12 protein-coding genes are annotated in these 16,919 nt (G+C 66.4%); 1 reads left to right on the top strand and 11 read right to left on the bottom strand.

Going from position 1 to position 16,919, the window contains the following annotated elements:
• Window positions 1-20: 20 nt before the first annotated feature.
• The 10 genes from H977_RS0109755 to H977_RS0109710 form a co-directional block, all read right to left on the bottom strand.
• Window positions 21-1,523, bottom strand: a complete 1,503-nt coding sequence (locus tag H977_RS0109755; RefSeq protein ID WP_029107687.1) for a glutamate synthase subunit beta — start codon at window positions 1,521-1,523, stop codon at window positions 21-23.
• Window positions 1,516-6,081, bottom strand: coding sequence for a glutamate synthase large subunit (gene gltB, locus H977_RS0109750; protein ID WP_029107686.1), 4,566 nt, complete (start codon window positions 6,079-6,081; stop codon window positions 1,516-1,518). The genes H977_RS0109755 and gltB overlap by 8 nt, the downstream gene beginning before the upstream one ends.
• Window positions 6,082-6,166: 85 nt before the next feature.
• On the bottom strand, window positions 6,167-6,583 hold the full coding sequence (locus H977_RS0109745; protein ID WP_029107685.1) for a DUF2752 domain-containing protein: 417 nt from the start codon (window positions 6,581-6,583) through the stop codon (window positions 6,167-6,169).
• Window positions 6,573-6,968, bottom strand: a complete 396-nt coding sequence (locus tag H977_RS32840; protein ID WP_036475524.1) for a TM2 domain-containing protein — start codon at window positions 6,966-6,968, stop codon at window positions 6,573-6,575. Before H977_RS32840 ends, H977_RS0109745 begins: the two co-directional genes overlap by 11 nt.
• A 27-nt stretch (window positions 6,969-6,995) precedes the next feature.
• On the bottom strand, window positions 6,996-9,356 hold the full coding sequence (gene lgt, locus H977_RS0109735) for a prolipoprotein diacylglyceryl transferase (RefSeq protein ID WP_029107683.1): 2,361 nt from the start codon (window positions 9,354-9,356) through the stop codon (window positions 6,996-6,998).
• Window positions 9,353-10,141, bottom strand: a complete 789-nt coding sequence (gene trpA, locus H977_RS0109730) for a tryptophan synthase subunit alpha (protein ID WP_029107682.1) — start codon at window positions 10,139-10,141, stop codon at window positions 9,353-9,355. Before trpA ends, lgt begins: the two co-directional genes overlap by 4 nt.
• On the bottom strand, window positions 10,138-11,403 hold the full coding sequence (gene trpB, locus H977_RS0109725; protein ID WP_029107681.1) for a tryptophan synthase subunit beta: 1,266 nt from the start codon (window positions 11,401-11,403) through the stop codon (window positions 10,138-10,140). Before trpB ends, trpA begins: the two co-directional genes overlap by 4 nt.
• A 37-nt stretch (window positions 11,404-11,440) precedes the next feature.
• Window positions 11,441-12,259 (bottom strand): indole-3-glycerol phosphate synthase TrpC, encoded by an 819-nt coding sequence (gene trpC, locus H977_RS0109720; protein WP_029107680.1) that lies wholly within the window; start codon window positions 12,257-12,259, stop codon window positions 11,441-11,443.
• Between the two features lie 93 nt (window positions 12,260-12,352).
• The gene (locus H977_RS0109715; RefSeq protein ID WP_029107679.1) at window positions 12,353-12,952 is read right to left on the bottom strand and encodes a TIGR02234 family membrane protein; all 600 of its coding nucleotides are present in this window, start codon (window positions 12,950-12,952) and stop codon (window positions 12,353-12,355) included.
• Window positions 12,949-14,508, bottom strand: a complete 1,560-nt coding sequence (locus H977_RS0109710; RefSeq protein ID WP_029107678.1) for an anthranilate synthase component I — start codon at window positions 14,506-14,508, stop codon at window positions 12,949-12,951. Before H977_RS0109710 ends, H977_RS0109715 begins: the two co-directional genes overlap by 4 nt.
• A gap of 72 nt (window positions 14,509-14,580) precedes the next feature.
• Here H977_RS0109710 and H977_RS0109705 point away from each other — a divergent pair, with 72 nt between their 5' ends.
• Window positions 14,581-15,036, top strand: a complete 456-nt coding sequence (locus H977_RS0109705; protein WP_196808205.1) for a peroxiredoxin — start codon at window positions 14,581-14,583, stop codon at window positions 15,034-15,036.
• Here the strand turns inward: H977_RS0109705 and H977_RS0109700 are convergent.
• The gene (locus H977_RS0109700; protein ID WP_036475639.1) at window positions 15,023-16,771 is read right to left on the bottom strand and encodes a 2-isopropylmalate synthase; all 1,749 of its coding nucleotides are present in this window, start codon (window positions 16,769-16,771) and stop codon (window positions 15,023-15,025) included. The two genes, H977_RS0109705 and H977_RS0109700, sit on opposite strands and share 14 nt — an antisense overlap.
• Window positions 16,772-16,919: the final 148 nt, after the last annotated feature.

Raw genomic sequence — 16,919 nt, 5'->3', positions numbered from 1 at the left:
CAGCATAGTCGTTAATCGATTCAGACGACGGCCAGCGGCAGTGTGCCGGGCCGCACCGGAGACGGCAGATCCGACTCCCCCATCAGGTAGGCGTCCACCGCGTGCGCCGCGCTGCGGCCCTCGGCGATAGCCCACACGACCAGGGAGGCCCCGCGGTGCGCGTCGCCGCAGACGAACACCCCCGGGGCGTCGGTCTGCCAGTCCGAACCACAGGACACGGTCCCGCGTCGCGTCAGTTTCAGGTTCAACCCGTCGAGCAAGGCCATGTGTTCGACGCCCTCGAAACCGATGGCCAGCAGCGCCAGGTCACACGGAATCTGCAGCGACTCGCCCACCGGCGTGATCTCACGCCGGCCCTCGGCATCCCGGGTCACCCTGACCTCGGCGATCTCGATCGCCCGGACGTGACCGTTGTCGTCGCCGACGAACCTCTGCACCGCCACCTCGAAACGGCGTGCACCACCTTCGGCGTGAGCCGGGGAGGTGCGCAGCACCAGCGGCCAGGTGGGCCACGGCGAGAGCTCGTCATCACGCGTCTCGGGCGGCTCGGTGTTGTAGTCGAGCTGAGTCACCGAGGCCGCACCCTGACGGTGCGCGGTACCCAGGCAGTCGGCGCCGGTGTCACCGCCGCCGATGATCACCACATGCTTGCCCGCCGCCGAGATCGCCGCGGACGCGTCGCCCTCGCACTCCTTGTTGGCCGGCACCAGATGTTCCATCGCCAGGTGCACACCGTCGAGTTCGCGCCCGGGCACCTCATTGTCACGGCCGCGCAGCGCACCGACCGCCAGGACGACCGCCTGGTGGCGGTCGCGCAACTGCTCGACGGTCAGGTCGACGCCGACCTCGCATTCGGTGACGAATCGGGTGCCCTCGGCCCGCATCTGAGCCAGCCGCTGGTTGAGCACCGACTTCTCGAGCTTGTATTCGGGTATGCCGTAACGCAGCAGCCCGCCCACCCGGTTGTCGCGTTCATAGACCGTCACCTCATGGCCGGCCCGGGTGAGTTGCTGCGCGGCAGCCAAACCCGCGGGCCCCGAGCCGACGACCGCGACGCTCTTGCCGGTCCGTATCGCGGCAGGCTGGGGCTCGATGATGCCGTTCAACCAGGCGTGGTCGGCGATCGTCTGCTCGATCCGTTTGATCGTCACGCTGCCGCCGGTCTGCTCCTCGGAGATCGACAGCACGCACGCCGCCTCACATGGCGCCGGGCACAACCGCCCGGTGAACTCCGGGAAGTTGTTGGTGGCGTGCAGGCGATCGCTGGCCGCATCCCAGCGGCCGCGCCGCACCAGGTCGTTCCATTCGGGGATCAGGTTGCCCAGCGGACAACCCGCCTTGCCCGAGTGGCAGAACGGGATCCCGCAATCCATACAGCGACGCGCCTGTTGCGACACCTCGCCTGCGCGTTCGTTGGGATCCTCCCGCTCGTACACCTCGCGCCAGTCGCCCACCCGTTCCTCGACCGGCCGCTTGGCCGCCTCGATCTTGGGTACACGAAGAAATCCGGTCGGATCAGCCACGGCTGGCCTCCATGATCGCGCTGTCGACATCACGTCCCTCGGCCTTGGCCATCCGGGTCGCCTCCAACACACGCTGGTAGTCGGTGGGCATTACTTTGGTGAATTGCGCACTGCGCCTTGGCCAGTCAGCGAGGATCGAGCTCGCCAGCGTGCTACCGGTGTGGCGGGCGTGGTTGGCCACCACATCGTGCAACCAGGCCAGGTCCTCGGCTTCGAGCCGCTGCAGTTGCACCATGTCGGTGTTGACTCGGGCCGGGTCCAGACCGAGCACGAACGCAATGCCACCGGACATGCCCGCGGCCAGGTTGCGGCCTGTCTTGCCCAGGATCACCACCCGGCCACCCGTCATGTACTCGCACGCGTGATCACCCACGCCCTCGACGACGGCCAGCGCCCCGGAATTGCGGGCGCAGAACCGCTCACCGACCCGGCCACGCAGGAACACCTCACCCGAGGTGGCCCCGTAGAGAAGAGTATTGCCTGCGATCACGTTGTCCTCGGGCAGGAACAGCACATCGTCCGGCGGCCGCACGATCACCCGGCCTCCCGAAAGGCCCTTGCCCACATAGTCGTTGGCATCGCCGACCAACTCCAACGTGATGCCGGGCGGCAAAAACGCCCCGATCGACTGGCCCGCCGACCCGATCAGGGTGACGTGGATCGTGTTGTCGGGCAGGCCCGCCGCACCATAGCGACGGGTGACCTCGGAACCCAGCAGCGTGCCCACCGTGCGATTGACGTTGCGGACCGGAAGCTCCAGACGCACCGGGTGGGCGTCTTCCAACGCCCCTTCGGCGAGTTGGATCAGGGTGCGGTCGAGGGCTTGGTCGAGTCCGTGGTCCTGAGCGCGCACCCGCCGCCGCTGGGTCATGTTGCCGTGGGCATCGAGCGGTACGGCGAACACCGGGCTGAGGTCGAGTCCGCGGCTCTTCCAGTGCGCCACACCCGGTTCGGTGTCCAGCACCTCCGCATGACCCACAGCCTCGTCGATGCTGCGGAATCCCAGTTCGGCGAGGTAGCGGCGGATGTCCTCGGCGATGAAGGTGAAGAAGTTCTCCACGAACTCGGGCTTACCGTTGAACCGCGCCCGCAACTCGGGATTCTGCGTGGCCACGCCGACCGGGCAGGTATCCAAATGGCAGACCCGCATCATGATGCAGCCCGCCACCACCAACGGCGCGGTGGCGAAACCGAATTCCTCGGCGCCGAGCAACGCGGCCACGATCACATCGCGTGCGCTGCGCATACCGCCATCGCACTGCACCGTGATCCGATCACGCAAACCGTTGAGCACCAGGGTCTGCTGGGTATCGGCCAGCCCGATCTCCCATGGCGCGCCGGCATGCTTGAGCGAGGTCATCGGCGCCGCACCGGTACCGCCGTCATACCCGGAGATCAACACCACGTCGGCGTGCGCCTTCGACACCCCGGCCGCGACGGTGCCGACCCCGACGCTGCTGACCAGCTTGACGTGGATCCTGGCGTCGGCGTTCGCGTTCTTCAGATCGTGGATCAGTTGTGCGAGATCCTCGATCGAATAGATGTCATGGTGCGGCGGCGGCGAGATCAGCCCGACGCCAGGCGTGGAGTGCCGGGTCTTGGCGATGCTGGGATACACCTTGTACCCCGGAAGCTGGCCACCCTCACCGGGTTTGGCGCCTTGGGCCATCTTGATCTGGATGTCGGTGGCATTCACCAGGTAGTCACTGGTGACACCGAAGCGCCCGGAGGCCACCTGCTTGACCGCACTGCGCCGGCTCGGGTCGTAGAGCCGATCGACGTCCTCTCCGCCCTCGCCACTGTTGGACCGCCCGCCGAGATTGTTCATCGCGATGGCCATGGTCTCGTGGGCCTCCGCGGAGATCGAGCCGTAGCTCATGGCGCCCGTGTTGAACCGGGTGACGATCGACTCGACCGGTTCGACCTCATCCAGCGGGACCGGGGGCCGCAACCCCTTCTTGAGCTCGAACAGGCCGCGCAGCGTCCCGCCTTCCCGGGACAGTCGGTCGACTTCCTCGGAGTACCTGGCAAAGATGTCGCGGCGTCCCGTGCGCGTCGAATGCTGCAGCAGGAAGACCACTTCCGGAGTGAACAGGTGCAGCTCACCTTCTCGGCGGAAGGCGTATTCACCGCCGACCTCCAGCCGGCGGTGGACCCGCTCGGTGGGATTCTCCGGGTAGGCACGCCGGTGACGCAGCTTGACCTCCTCGGCCAGCACATCCAGACCGACCCCGCCGAGCTGGCTCGTGGTGCCGGTGAAGTACTGGTCGACGACGTCGTGGCTGAGCCCGATCGCCTCGAAAACCTGTGCGGCCGTGTAGGAGGCCACCGTGGAGATGCCCATCTTGCTCATCACCTTGACGACGCCCTTGCCAAGCGCTTTGACGTAGTTGCGCACGGCGGCGGTGGTTTCGATACCGGTGAGCTCACCCTCACGGATCAGGTCCTCGATCGACTCGAACGCAAGGTACGGGTTGACCGCGGCAGCACCGTATCCGATGAGCATGGCGATGTGATGGACCTCCCGGGCGTCACCGCTCTCCACCACCAGCGCCACCTTGGTGCGTTCCTTGGTGCGGACCAGGTGGTGGTGGACCGCCGAGACGGCCAGCAGTGAAGGGATGGGGGCGCGCGTGTGATCGGAATCGCGATCCGAGATCACCAGGGTGCGAGCGCCCTTGGCAATCGCCTCGGTGGCCCGCAACTGCAGGTCATCGAGCGCCTCGGACAACCCCTCACCACCACGTTCGACGTCGTAGAGGGCCCGCAACACGGTCGTTCGCAGACCCGGGTGCTCTCCGTCGTCGTTGATGTGGACGATCTTGCTCAGCTCGTCGTTGTCGAGAACTGGTGCACGTAGCACGATTTGGCGACAGGAGGCCGCCGAGGGTTCCAGCAGGTTCTCCTCCGGTCCCATCACGCGGGCCATCGAGGTGACCACCTCTTCCCGGATCGCGTCCAGGGGCGGATTGGTCACTTGGGCGAACAGTTCGATGAAATAGTCGTAGAGCAGCCGCGATCTCTTGGACAACACCGCGACGGGGGTATCGGTACCCATCGAACCGAGCGGCTCACCACCCGATGCGGCCATGGGCGTCAACAGAATCCGCAGCTCCTCTTCGGTGTAACCGAAGGCGATCTGGCGACGCACCACCGACTCGTGATTCGGCTGGATCCGGGACCGCTCGGGCAGGGTGCCGATATCCAGCAGTCCGGCGTGCAGCCACTCGCCGTACGGTTCGGCCGCGGCCAGCTGCTCCTTGATCTCGTCGTCGGGCACGATCCGCCCAGCGGCGGTGTCGACCAGGAACATCTTGCCGGGCTGCAGCCGGCCCTTGGCGACAATCTCGCCCGACGGCACGTCGAGCACACCACTTTCGCTGGCAAGGATGATCCGGTCATCGACCGTGCGCCACCAGCGACCCGGCCGTAAACCGTTGCGGTCCAACACCGCTCCCACCACCGTGCCGTCGGTGAAGGTGACGCAGGCCGGTCCGTCCCACGGTTCCATCAGCGAGGCGTGGAACCTCCAGAACGCACGCTCCGCCGAATCCATGGTGGTGGCGTTCTCCCACGCCTCCGGGATCATCATCAGCACCGCGTGCGGCAGGCTGCGTCCACCCAGATGCAGCAGCTCGAGCACCTCGTCGAAGGACGCCGAATCAGAAGCGTCAGCGGTGCAGATCGGCGACAACCGGCTCAGGTCACCGGGAATCCGGGCGCTGGCCAGCAGTGCCTCACGGGCATGCATGCGGTTGCGGTTACCCCGCACGGTGTTGATCTCGCCGTTGTGCGCGACGAACCGAAACGGATGCGCCAGTGGCCACGACGGAAACGTATTGGTGGAGAAACGACTGTGCACGATCGCGATCGCACTCAGACAGCGTTCGTCGCGCAGATCCGGAAAGTACTGCGGCAGCTGCATTGTCGTCAACATGCCCTTGTACACGATGGTCCGGCTGGACAGCGACGCGAAATAAACCGCCTCGACACCGGTGGCTTGCTCGGCCCGCTTGCGCAACGGGTACACCAAGCGGTCGAGCTCGATACCGCCCGCCCGGACGCCGTCGGATTCCGGCGCCGCGATGAACAGCTGATCCATGTGAGGCATGCACCCCAGCGCAGTCAGACCGATACCGGCCCCGTCGGGATCGACGGGCACCGTGCGCCAGCCCAGCACCTCAAGACCTTCTTCGGCGGCCAGTGCCTCGATGCGGGCGCGGGCGGCACTGCGCGCGTCCTCATCTTGGGGCAGGAAGCAGATGCCGGTGGCGAAGGTGTTGCTGCCGTCGGCGGCCGGGCCCGGCAGTGCGAAGTCGACCACGTGCCGCAACAACTCGACGGGCAGCTGCAGCAAGATACCGGCGCCGTCACCGCTGTTGGGTTCGGCGCCGGCAGCGCCGCGGTGTTCCAGATGCTCAAGCGCGGTCAAACCGTCGCTGACGATGCCGTGCGAACGACGGCCCTGAATATCGGTGATCATGGCTACGCCACAGGAATCGGCCTCATTGGCGGGGTCATATAGCCCCTGCGCATCTGGCAATGCCGAGAACAGCACTTGATCGCACCTCCGCAAGTCCGGAACATCCTGGTCCCGGGACTGCACCGGCCCGAATTTTCAGTGTATCAGCGCAGGTGGGCTACTACTGGGCGCTTGAGGTCGGCACCAGTGGGAAGCCCGGCAGATTCCGCACCACAGTCCAGACCACGACCGTCACGACAATCGTCAACACAGCAGGCAGCGGGAACAGCGCCTTGCCCAGCCTCCACCGCACCAGCAGCCACAGGATCAAGGCAGGCAGCCCGACCAGGGCAAAGACATTGTCGACGACTGCCGCGGCCACGTCGCCGTGCAGCAGGTCATGGGTCATCCGCAGGCCGCCGCAGGCCGGGCAATTCCACCCGGTCACGGCTTTGAACGGACACTCCGGAAACAAGAAACCCGGACGATGCGGATCGGCGACACCGATGTATGCGAGGGCGCCGGCCCCAAATACGCCCCCGGCCAGCAGCGAATATCGCCCCGCGGCCGCAGTGGTGGTGCGACCGCTATGTTCCATCGCGCAACGGACGCCCGTACGGGTCGCGGACCTTGTCGGTGAGGATCAGGACAGCATCGACAATGCCCCAGATGATGGCGCCGACGGTGCAGGTCAGCAGACCCACGATCAACTGGATGACGCCCAGTTTCGTATCGCCGATGTAGATGCGACCGATCCCGACGATGCCGAACAGCCCGATCAACTGCAATACGCCCGCGATCACCTTGGACTTGTCCGAGAACGGTTCCCCGGTGATCGGGTGGCGGCCGTACGGCGCACTCGGATCCCCATACACCGACGGATACGGGTAACCGGGCGGTGGCGGTGGGTAGCCTGCCGGGGGCGGAAAACTGGTCGGTGGTGGGCCATCCAACGAGTCCCCGGACCGAGACGGATCAGTCATACAGCCAGGATGCCAGAGCGCGGCCCGTTACCGGTTACGACGCAACCAGCGCCGCACCCGGCCACGTTGTTTGATCGGCTCGGGCTGAGCGACGGCAACGGGTGATTCATTCACTTTGACCTGGCCTGCGGCATCGTCGTCCTCGGGCGCGGACTCGTCGGTGACAGCATCATCCTCACCGTCGGCCTCATCCTGATCTGCATCCTCAGACTCTGCATCGGCGTCAGCCTCATCAGCAGTCTCGGAGTCCTCGTCCTCCGTCGCCTCGGTTTCCACCTCGGGCTCGTCCGACTCGGACTCGGTTTCGTCCGACTCGGATTCCTCAGCGACATCTTCGGCTTCGGCTTCGGCTTCGGCGTCGGAGGGATCCTCGTCTACTTCGGCCTCGGTCTCGTCGCCTTCGATCGGCTCGTCGATCTCAGAATCCTCGTCCGCGGCTGTCGCCTCCACCGAGTCCTGTTCAGGTTCGTCGGCGGTCGGTTCGGCGACGCCGATCTCTTCGGGCGCTTCCTCTGCCGCCTCTGTAGCTTCGTCACCGGTGTCGGCCTCGTCCAGGCCCTCAACCGCTTCCACGGCCTCAGGCTCGTCGGCGGATGTATCAGCAGCGGCCTCGTCGTCGTCCCCGGCTTCGGATTCCGGCTCGGATTCGGTCTCGGTGGGCTCCTCGGCGGTAGCCGACTCGGGCTCCTCGGTAGCTACCTCGGCTTCCGCGGCAGCCTCCGCCGCTTCCACCTCGGTGTCCTCGTCAGCCTCGGCCTCGGCTTCCTCGTCAACCGGGGCCTCAGCCTCGTCCTCAAGTTCCTCGACCTCGGCCTCGTCACCAGCGTCGGCATCGGCGGAGACCTCAGCGGCCTCATCGTCGGTCTCGGACCCCACGACGACCTCTTCAGCCTCGGACTCGGCTTCCGCGGCAGCCTCCGCCGCTTCCAGCTCGGTGTCCTCGTCAGCCTCGGCCTCGGCTTCCTCGTCAACCGGGGCCTCAGCCTCATCTTCAAGTTCCTCGACCTCGGCCTCGTCACCAGTCTCGGCATCGGCGGACACCTCAGCGGCCTCATCGTCGGTCTCGGACCCCACGACGACCTCTTCAGCCTCGGACTCAGCTTCCGCAGCAGCCTCCGCCGCTTCCAGCTCGGCGTCCTCGACAGCCTCGGCCTCGGCTTCCTCGTCAACCGGGGCCTCAGCCTCGTCCTCGAGTTCCTCGACCTCGGCCTCGTCACCAATCTCGGCATCGGCGGACACCTCGTCGGCTTCGTCAGCCTCGGCATCCGCGTCGTCCTCGATGTCATCGGCCTCTTCTTCGGCCTCTTCATCGGCGTCGGTGGCGATCGCCTTCAGTTCGATTGCCGCAGCAGCTTCGGCTCCGTCGTCCTCGCCGGCGCCGACCTCATCCGGATGCATGTGGTCGGCATCTTCGTCATCGTCCTGCCCGGCTACCGCCGCCGCCGCAACGACACCGGTTGTCGCCGCCGCCCCGACCAGCTCCTTGCCGACCTCGTCCAGAGCCGACTCGTCCTCTTCGTCATGGGTTTTGCCGGCCAAGGTCGCCGGATCTTCGCGTCCCTTGGTCGCGAGCATGATGTAGACGATGGCGCCGATGAACACGAACGTGGAGGTGAAGGTGTTCACGCGGATACCGGCGAACTCAGTCGCCGGATCGCTGCGCATCAACTCGATGATGAAGCGGCCCGCGCAGTAGCCGGCGACATACAGCGCGAAGAGCCGGCCGTGGCCGAGTTTGAACCTGCGGTCGGCCCAGATGAGCAGCGCGAAAACCAAGAGGTTCCAGAGCAATTCGTACAGGAAGGTGGGATGAACCACCTTGATGACCTCGCCGGTGGACATGCCGTTGAGATCGTCGGGCAAACCCGCGGCGTTCAGCCGTTTGTAGATCTCCAGGCCCCACGGCAGCGTGGTGTCACCGCCGTACAGCTCTTGATTGAAGTAGTTCCCGAGTCGACCGATCGCCTGCGCCAGGATGATTCCCGGTGCGATCGCGTCGCCGAACGCCGGTAGAGGTATCCCGTGCGAACGGCACCCGATCCAGGCTCCGACGCCACCGAGGGCGACGGCACCCCAGATTCCCAGGCCGCCCTGCCAGACCTGGAAGGCGGCACCGAGCCCCTTGCCGGAAGGTCCGAAATAGGTGGGCCAGTCTGTCATGACGTGGTACAGCCGACCACCCACGAGACCGAAAGGCACTGCCCACAAGGCGATGTCATAGATGACGCCGGCTTGCCCGCCGCGCGCCTGCCAACGCCGGTCGCCGATCACCAACGCCGCGATGATGCCCACGATGATGCAGAGCGCGTACGCGCGGAGAGGCACCGGCCCCAGATGCCAGACGCCCTGTGACGGGCTGGGCAAATACGCGAGCACGGTAGTGGTCAAGCTGAAATCCTCTGCCTAACGCCGTTGGCCAGTTCTTCGGTGAGGCGACGCACCGCATCCAGCCCCTCCTGCAGGGCCGACACCAGTGCCGACCCGACGATGACGCCGTCGGCGTAGGCGCCGATCTCGGCCGCCTGCTCTCCCGAGCGGACGCCCAACCCGACCCCGACGGGGATGTCGGACACTTCCTTGACGCGGCGCACCAACTCCGGCGCCGCGTTCGAGACAACGTCACGTGCCCCGGTGACGCCCATGGTCGAGGCGGCGTAGACGAATCCTCGCGAAGCGGTCACCGTCGCCGCGAGCCGCTCCGGCGTCGAGGACGGGGCGACGAGAAAGATTCGATCCAGATTGTGTTCCTCGGAAGCCGCGATCCAGTCGCCGGCTTCTTCCGGAATGAGGTCCGGGGTGATCAGACCATACCCACCGGCTGAGGCCAGATCACGCGCGAACGTGTCAACACCCTTGCGCAGCACCGGGTTCCAGTAAGTCATGACGACCGCGCGGCCACCGGCATTGCTGATCGCCTCGACCGCGGCCAAGGTGTCGCGCACCCGGACGCCGCCGGCCAGCGCGGCCTCCGCGGCGGCGGCGATCGTCGGTCCGTCCATGCCGGGATCCGAGTAGGGCACCCCGACTTCCACCAGATCGCAACCGGATTGGACCATCGCGGTCATGGCCGCGATGGATGTCTGTACATCGGGGAATCCGGTGGGCAGATAACCGATCAGCGCGGCACGGCCCTCCGCACGGCAGCCGTCGAACAACTCTGCCAGCCGGCTCATCCCGCGCTCCCCTCATCGAGCAGTCCGAACCACTTGGCCGCCGTCTCGACGTCCTTGTCGCCTCGCCCGGACAAGTTGACCACGATGATGGATCCGCTGCCCAGTTCCGATCCCAGTTTCAGTGCTCCTGCCACCGCGTGTGCCGACTCGATCGCCGGAATGATGCCCTCGCGACGGCACAGCAGCGAGAAAGCGTCCATCGCCTCGGTATCGGTGATCGGACGGTACTCGGCACGGCCGATGTCTTTCAGGAAGGCATGCTCAGGCCCGACACCCGGATAGTCCAAACCGGCGGAGATGGAATGCGATTCGATCGTCTGGCCGTCCTCGTCCTGCAACAGGTAGGAGAAGGAACCCTGGAACGCACCGGGCGAGCCACCCGCGAACGTCGCTGCGTGCCGCCCCGTTTCGACACCGTCGCCGGCGGCCTCGAAACCGACCAGCCGGACCGCCGGGTCATCGATGAAGGCGTGGAAGACGCCGATGGCGTTCGAACCGCCACCGACACACGCGGTGACCGCGTCGGGCAACCGGCCGGCCTGATCGAGGATCTGCGCCCTGGCCTCCATACCGATGACGCGCTGGAAATCACGCACCATCAGCGGGAACGGATGCGGGCCGGCTGCCGTCCCGAAGCAGTAGTAGGTGTCGTCGGCGTTGGTGACCCAGTCCCGGAATGCCTCGTTGATGGCGTCCTTGAGGGTTTTGGAACCAGCCTCGACCGAGACGACGGTGGCTCCCAGCAATCGCATCCGCGCGACGTTGAGGGCCTGGCGGGCGGTATCCACCGCGCCCATGTAGATGACGCATTCCAGACCGAGCAACGCGCACGCGGTGGCGGTGGCCACGCCGTGCTGACCGGCGCCGGTCTCGGCGATGACCCGGGTCTTGCCCATCTGGCGCGCCAGCAGCGCTTGACCCAGAACGTTGTTGATCTTGTGAGAGCCGGTGTGGTTCAGATCTTCTCGTTTGAGGAAAAGGCGTGCGCCGCCGGCGAACTCGGACAACCGGCTCGCCTCGTACAGCGGGGACGGTCGGCCGCTGTAGTGCCGCTGCAACCGGTCGAGTTCGTCGAGGAAGGCTTGGTCACCGCGGGCCTTCTCATATGCCGCGGTGACCTCTTCGATCACCGCCATGAGCGCCTCGGGCACCAACCGCCCACCGTAAGAACCGAAATGCCCAAGGGCGTCGGGGTCGTGAACGGTGGGTTCGGCAACGCCTGCGCTGGTACGAGGCAATTCAGGCCCCGCGAGATCCGCCATCAGAGTGTCTTTTCGTGCGAGCGGCTCATCGCCTGTTTCAGCGAGCCGGTTTCGGGCAGGACGGGTGTGTACCGGCGGTGACCAGATCGGCGACCGCGGTGCGGGGATCCCCGCTGGTCACCAGGCCCTCCCCGACCAGCACAGCATCGGCACCCGCGCCGGCGTAGGCCAGCAGGTCGGCGGTTCCACGAACTCCGGACTCCGCGACACGGATGACATTGCTGGGCAATCCCGGCGCGATCCGGCTGAAGCAGTCGCGGTCGACTTCCAGCGTCTTGAGGTCACGGGCGTTGACACCGATCACCGTGGCCCCGGCCTGCAGCGCCCGGTCGGCCTCTTCTTCGGTGTGCACCTCGACAAGTGCGGTCATCCCAAGGGATTCCGTGCGTTCCAGCAGCGATTCCAGCACTGGCTGCTCGAGCGCCGCCACGATCAGCAGCAACAGGTCGGCGCCATGGGCCCGGGCCTCATGGATCTGGTACGGCTTGATGACAAAGTCTTTGCGCAACACCGGGATTGACACCGCCGCCCGCACCGCGTCGAGGTCGGCCAGTGAGCCGTTGAACCTGCGCTGTTCGGTGAGAACACTGATGATCCGCGCGCCGCCGGCCTCGTAAGCCTGCGCCAGTTGAGCCGGATCGGCGATGTTGGCCAGCTCGCCCCGAGATGGACTCGCGCGCTTCACCTCGGCGATCACTGCAATTCCCGGTTCCCGCAACGCAGCCATCACGTTGAGCGGAGGAGGTGCGTCCTGGGCCCGCGCCTTGATATCAGCCAAGCTGATAACGGCCTCGCGGGCGGCAACGTCGGCGCGGACTCCCTCGATAATGGAGTCGAGCACTGTGGCCGAACTCATCGCCCGTCGGTTCCTTTCTGGTGCCTCCGGGCCGGTCCCGGTTGCCCTCCCTCGAAGGGTAGCCGTCGCCCCATCTTCACCATCCACCGGCCCTTATTGTCTCCGATCGCCGCCGTCACCGGTCGGATCCTGTCCTTCGTCCAGCGCATCCCAGAGCATTCGTTCCGACATCGGCTCACCACTGTTGTCACTCTTGACCGCTTCCCGCCGGGCTGCCGGCGCCGCGTAGCGGCCCGCAACACCACGCTTCGCACCATTGGCCGACCGCATCAGCATCACCGCACCGGCCAGCGCACACACCGCGGCGATCAGCGTCAACACCGCCCCGCCGTAGGAACGGCTGGTCCCGGTCAGCTGCGCCAGCGGGACAACTGCCAGGTCAGCGGCCCGCACCGCGACATCCTTGATCACCCACAGGCTGATCCCCAGATAGCCCATGCCCGCACTGGCCACCGCGATCAGCAGGGCCAGCAACCGCAGCGTCCACCCTCGCACGGCCAGCACCGCCACCGCGGCGGCCAGCACCAGCAACGCCAGCGGGATCAACGCCGTCGACCAGGACGCGCCGCTCAAAGTCGTGGTCTTGGGTTGTCCCAGCCCGTCGAACGAGCCCACCTCGACCCAGGTCATCCGGGACGCGACCCACAACACCACGGCTGCGACCACGAACAGCGCCTGCGCCGCCCGCGTCACGGCTCGGCCAATGTGTCGGCAGCGGCGATGGCGTTGAGGACGGCCTTGGCCTTGTTGGCCGACTCGTTGTACTCGTAGGGACCGTTGGAATCGGCGACGACTCCCCCGCCGGCCTGCACGTATGCCGTGCCTTCGCGCATCAGCGCGGTACGGATGGCGATGGCGAAGTCGGCGTTGCCCGCGAAATCCAGGTACCCCAGGACCCCGCCGTACAGACCCCGCCGGGTCTTCTCGACCTCCTCGATCAACTCCATGGCCCGAACCTTCGGCGCCCCCGACAGGGTGCCCGCCGGGAAACACGCCGTCACCGCGTCCAACGCGGTCTTGCCCTCGGCCAGCTCGCCGGTGACCGTGGACACCAGATGCATGACGTGGCTGTACCGCTCGATGTGGCTGTAGTCCTCGACGCGCACCGTGCCCGGGCGGCACACCCGCCCCAGGTCGTTGCGGCCCAGATCGACCAGCATCAGATGCTCGGCGCGCTCTTTCTCGTCAGCCAGCAGTTCCTTTTCCAGCAGCACATCTTCTTCCTCGGTGCTGCCGCGCCAGCGGGTTCCGGCGATCGGATGGGTGGTGGCCCGGCCGTCCTTCACCGTGACCAGCGCTTCTGGGCTGGACCCGACCACCGAGAAGTCCAGTCCACCATCGGTATTGGGCACATTGAGCAGGTACATGTACGGGCTGGGGTTGGTCACCCGCAGCATCCGGTAGACATCGATGGGGTCAGCCCCGGTGTCCATCTCGAACCGCTGCGACGGCACCACCTGGAAGGCTTCGCCAGCCTCGATGTCACCGACGAGTTTTTCCACGATCGCGGTGTATTCCTCCACCGTGCGCTGCGCGCGGTGCTCGGGCACCGGCCGGCTGAACGTGGCGACCGTGGAGGAAAGCGGCTGACCGAGGGCAGCGGTCATCACGTCCAGGCGCGCCACCGCATCGTCGTAGGCCTCGTCGACCCGCTCGTCGGTGCCGTTCCAGTTCACCGCGTTGGCGATCAGGGTGATGGTGCCCTCGTGGTGGTCGACGGCGGCGATGTCGGTGGCCAGCAGCAGCACCATGTCCGGCAGGCCGAGATCGTCGACCGCCAACTCCGGGAGCCGCTCGAGCCGGCGCACCATGTCGTAGGCGAAGTACCCCACCAACCCCGACGACAGGGGTGGCAGATCCGTCAGCGCCTCGGTCTGCAGCAGATCGAGGGTGGCTCGCAGCGCCGCCAGCGGCTCACCACCGCTTGGCGCGTCCTTGGGCGCGGTGCCCAGCCACACCGCTTCGTTGTCCCGGACCGTCAGCGCGGAGGGCGCACCGGCACCGATGAAGGACCACCGCGACCACGAGCGACCGTTCTCGGCCGATTCCAGCAGGAACGTGCCGGGGCGGTTGGCGGCGAGCTTGCGGTACGCCGACAACGGCGTCTCACTGTCGGCCAGAACCTTGCGGGTCACCGGGACCACGCGGTGTTCGGCGGCCAATGCCCGGAAATCCTCGCGTGATGTGGTGAGGGCGAGCGATGAGCCGGCGCCCGACGATCCCGACCCACGGGTGGCTGTGGTTTGCACGGGACCAATCCTCCCAGATCTACGCCACAGGCCCGGCATGCAGACGGCGTAGCCTGGGCAGCCATGACACAGATGAGGACGGGTGACACCGTTCCCGAGTTCGAACTGCCGGATCAGTCCGGCACCATTCGCAGCCTGACGAGCCTGCTCGCCGACGGCCCGGTGGTGCTGTTCTTCTATCCCGCGGCGATGACTCCCGGTTGCACCAAGGAAGCCTGTCACTTCCGCGACCTGGCCGCGGAGTTCACCGCAGCCGGTGCGAACCGGGTCGGTATCAGTACCGACCCGGTCGCCAAGCAGGCCAAGTTCGCCGACATCCAGAACTTCGACTATCCGCTGCTGTCGGACGCCGACGGCAAGGTTGCCGCCCTGTTCGGGGTGAAACGTGGCCTGCTCGGCAAGCTCATGCCCGTCAAGCGGACCACGTTCGTCATCGACACCGACCGCACCGTCCTCGGAGTGATCTCCAGCGAGATCAGCATGGACACCCATGCCGACAAGGCACTGGAGTTGCTCAAGGCGCGTTGACCGCTCGCAGCACCGCCGCCATCGATGCCGCCAGCACCGAATCGCTGCGGCCGCACGCCCAGCCGGTGCGTCCGTCCGCCCGATACTCCAGGTAAGTGACGGCGGTGCTACCGATCGACTGCTGGGTCAGGCTCAGCACCTCGATCCGATGACCGATCTCCTCGAGTGCGGCGCGCAGTGCGTCCACCGGACCGATGCCGCGATGGCTGCTGGCCACCGTGCGCCCCTCGTACATCAGGACGAGGTCGGTGACCGCGGAGGAGCCGGCACCGCCGGTGCGCCAGTCCTTGAGCTGCACCGGCCCCGCCGGGTCCAGATAGGTGGTCTCGAACAAGTCGAAGAGATCAGCGGCGGTGACCTCGGAACCACTTTCGTCGGTGTGCGCCTGAACGTGGCGGGCGAAGTCGATCTGCAGCCGGCGTGGCAACTCCAGCCCGTATTCGGTGGCCAGCAGGTACGCGATGCCGCCCTTGCCGGATTGCGAGTTGACCCGGATCACCGCATCGTAGGCGCGACCGATGTCGGCCGGGTCGATCGGCAGATACGGTACCCGCCAATCGATTTCGCTCTCCGGCCGTCCAGCGGCCACGGCCCTTGCGCGATGTTCGGCGAAGCCCTTCTTGATCGCGTCCTGATGGGTCCCGGAGAACGCCGTGTGCACCATGTCCCCGACATACGGATGGCGTTCATGGATCAGCATGCGGGTGCAGTGACTGACGGTGCGCGCGATCTCGTCGATGTCGGAGAAGTCGATCATCGGATCCACGCCCTGGGCATGCAGATTCAGCGCCAGGGTGGCGATGTCGACATTGCCGGTGCGTTCACCGTTGCCGAACACGCATCCTTCCACCCGCTGCGCACCGGCCAACACCGCGAGCTCGGCGCAGGCGATGCCGGTCCCCCGGTCGTTGTGCGGATGCACCGACAGGATGACGCTGTCCCGACGAGACACGTTGCGGTGCATGTACTCGATCTGGTCGGCGTACACGTTCGGGGTGGCGATCTCGACGGTGGCCGGCAGGTTGAGGATGACCGGACGGTCGGGTGTGGCCTGCCACCGTTCCGTCACCGCGTCGCACAGCTCGATCACGTAATCCGGCTCGGTGAGGTTGAACACCTCCGGGGAGAACTCGAACCGCACGTTGGGCATGCCGTCGGTGAACTCGAGGACGTCGCGCGCGCCGGCGAGGATCAAGTCGCGCAGCTCGGCACGGTCCTTGCCCAGTACGACATCGCGCCAGGTGGGTGCGGTGGCGGTGTACATGTGGATGACGACGTCGTTGCCGATACCGCGGACCGAGTCCACCGTCCGTTCGATCAGATCGCGGCGCGCAGGTACGAACACCACGATGGTGACGTCTGGCGGCGCGATATCGGATTCGGCCAGCAGCCGGACGAAGTCGAAGTCGGTCTGAGATGCGGATGGGTATCCGACCTCGATCTCCTTGTAGCCCATGGCGACGAGTAGTTCGAAGAACCGGCGTTTGCGGGCCGGGTCCATCGGTTCGGCCAGCGCCTGGTTGCCGTCCCGCAGGTCGACCGGCACCCACAGCGGCGCGGCGGTGATGCGGGCAGTGGGCCAATCACGTTGCACCAGAGGAACTTCGACGCGGTCGTAGACATCGGCGTAGCGGTGCGACGGCATCTGGGACTGCCGCTGGCGATTCCAGCGGGGTGCATGCGCCGGAATGTCTCCGGCCGGGGTGTTGATGGTGGGAAATGACGGATTCGTCATGAGAGCGCCTTCGGTCGGGTTGGAATTCGACCGGCACGACACAGCCCCACGGCAGGGGGCCGGTCGATTCAGGCCCCGCCGCGGCGGCTAAGCAGGAGGACGCGCGTCATGATGGGTAGACTATACACAACTCCTCAGACAAGTAGAC

This window comes from Mycobacterium sp. URHD0025, from assembly GCF_000426065.1.
In the GTDB taxonomy this organism is placed as follows: domain Bacteria; phylum Actinomycetota; class Actinomycetes; order Mycobacteriales; family Mycobacteriaceae; genus Mycobacterium.
The sequence above is the reverse complement of the archived record's forward strand: the minus strand, read 5'-3'. Positions and strand labels throughout refer to the sequence as shown.

Coding starts and splice junctions, on each gene's coding strand:
- H977_RS0109745 (WP_029107685.1), bottom strand. CDS start 6,583: ATGGAACATAGCGGTCGCACCACCACTGCGGCCGCGGGGCGATATTCG.
- H977_RS32840 (WP_036475524.1), bottom strand. CDS start 6,968: ATGACTGATCCGTCTCGGTCCGGGGACTCGTTGGATGGCCCACCACCG.
- trpA (WP_029107682.1), bottom strand. CDS start 10,141: ATGAGCCGGCTGGCAGAGTTGTTCGACGGCTGCCGTGCGGAGGGCCGT.
- trpB (WP_029107681.1), bottom strand. CDS start 11,403: ATGGCGGATCTCGCGGGGCCTGAATTGCCTCGTACCAGCGCAGGCGTT.
- trpC (WP_029107680.1), bottom strand. CDS start 12,259: ATGAGTTCGGCCACAGTGCTCGACTCCATTATCGAGGGAGTCCGCGCC.
- H977_RS0109705 (WP_196808205.1), top strand. CDS start 14,581: ATGAGGACGGGTGACACCGTTCCCGAGTTCGAACTGCCGGATCAGTCC.
- H977_RS0109700 (WP_036475639.1), bottom strand. CDS start 16,771: ATGACGAATCCGTCATTTCCCACCATCAACACCCCGGCCGGAGACATT.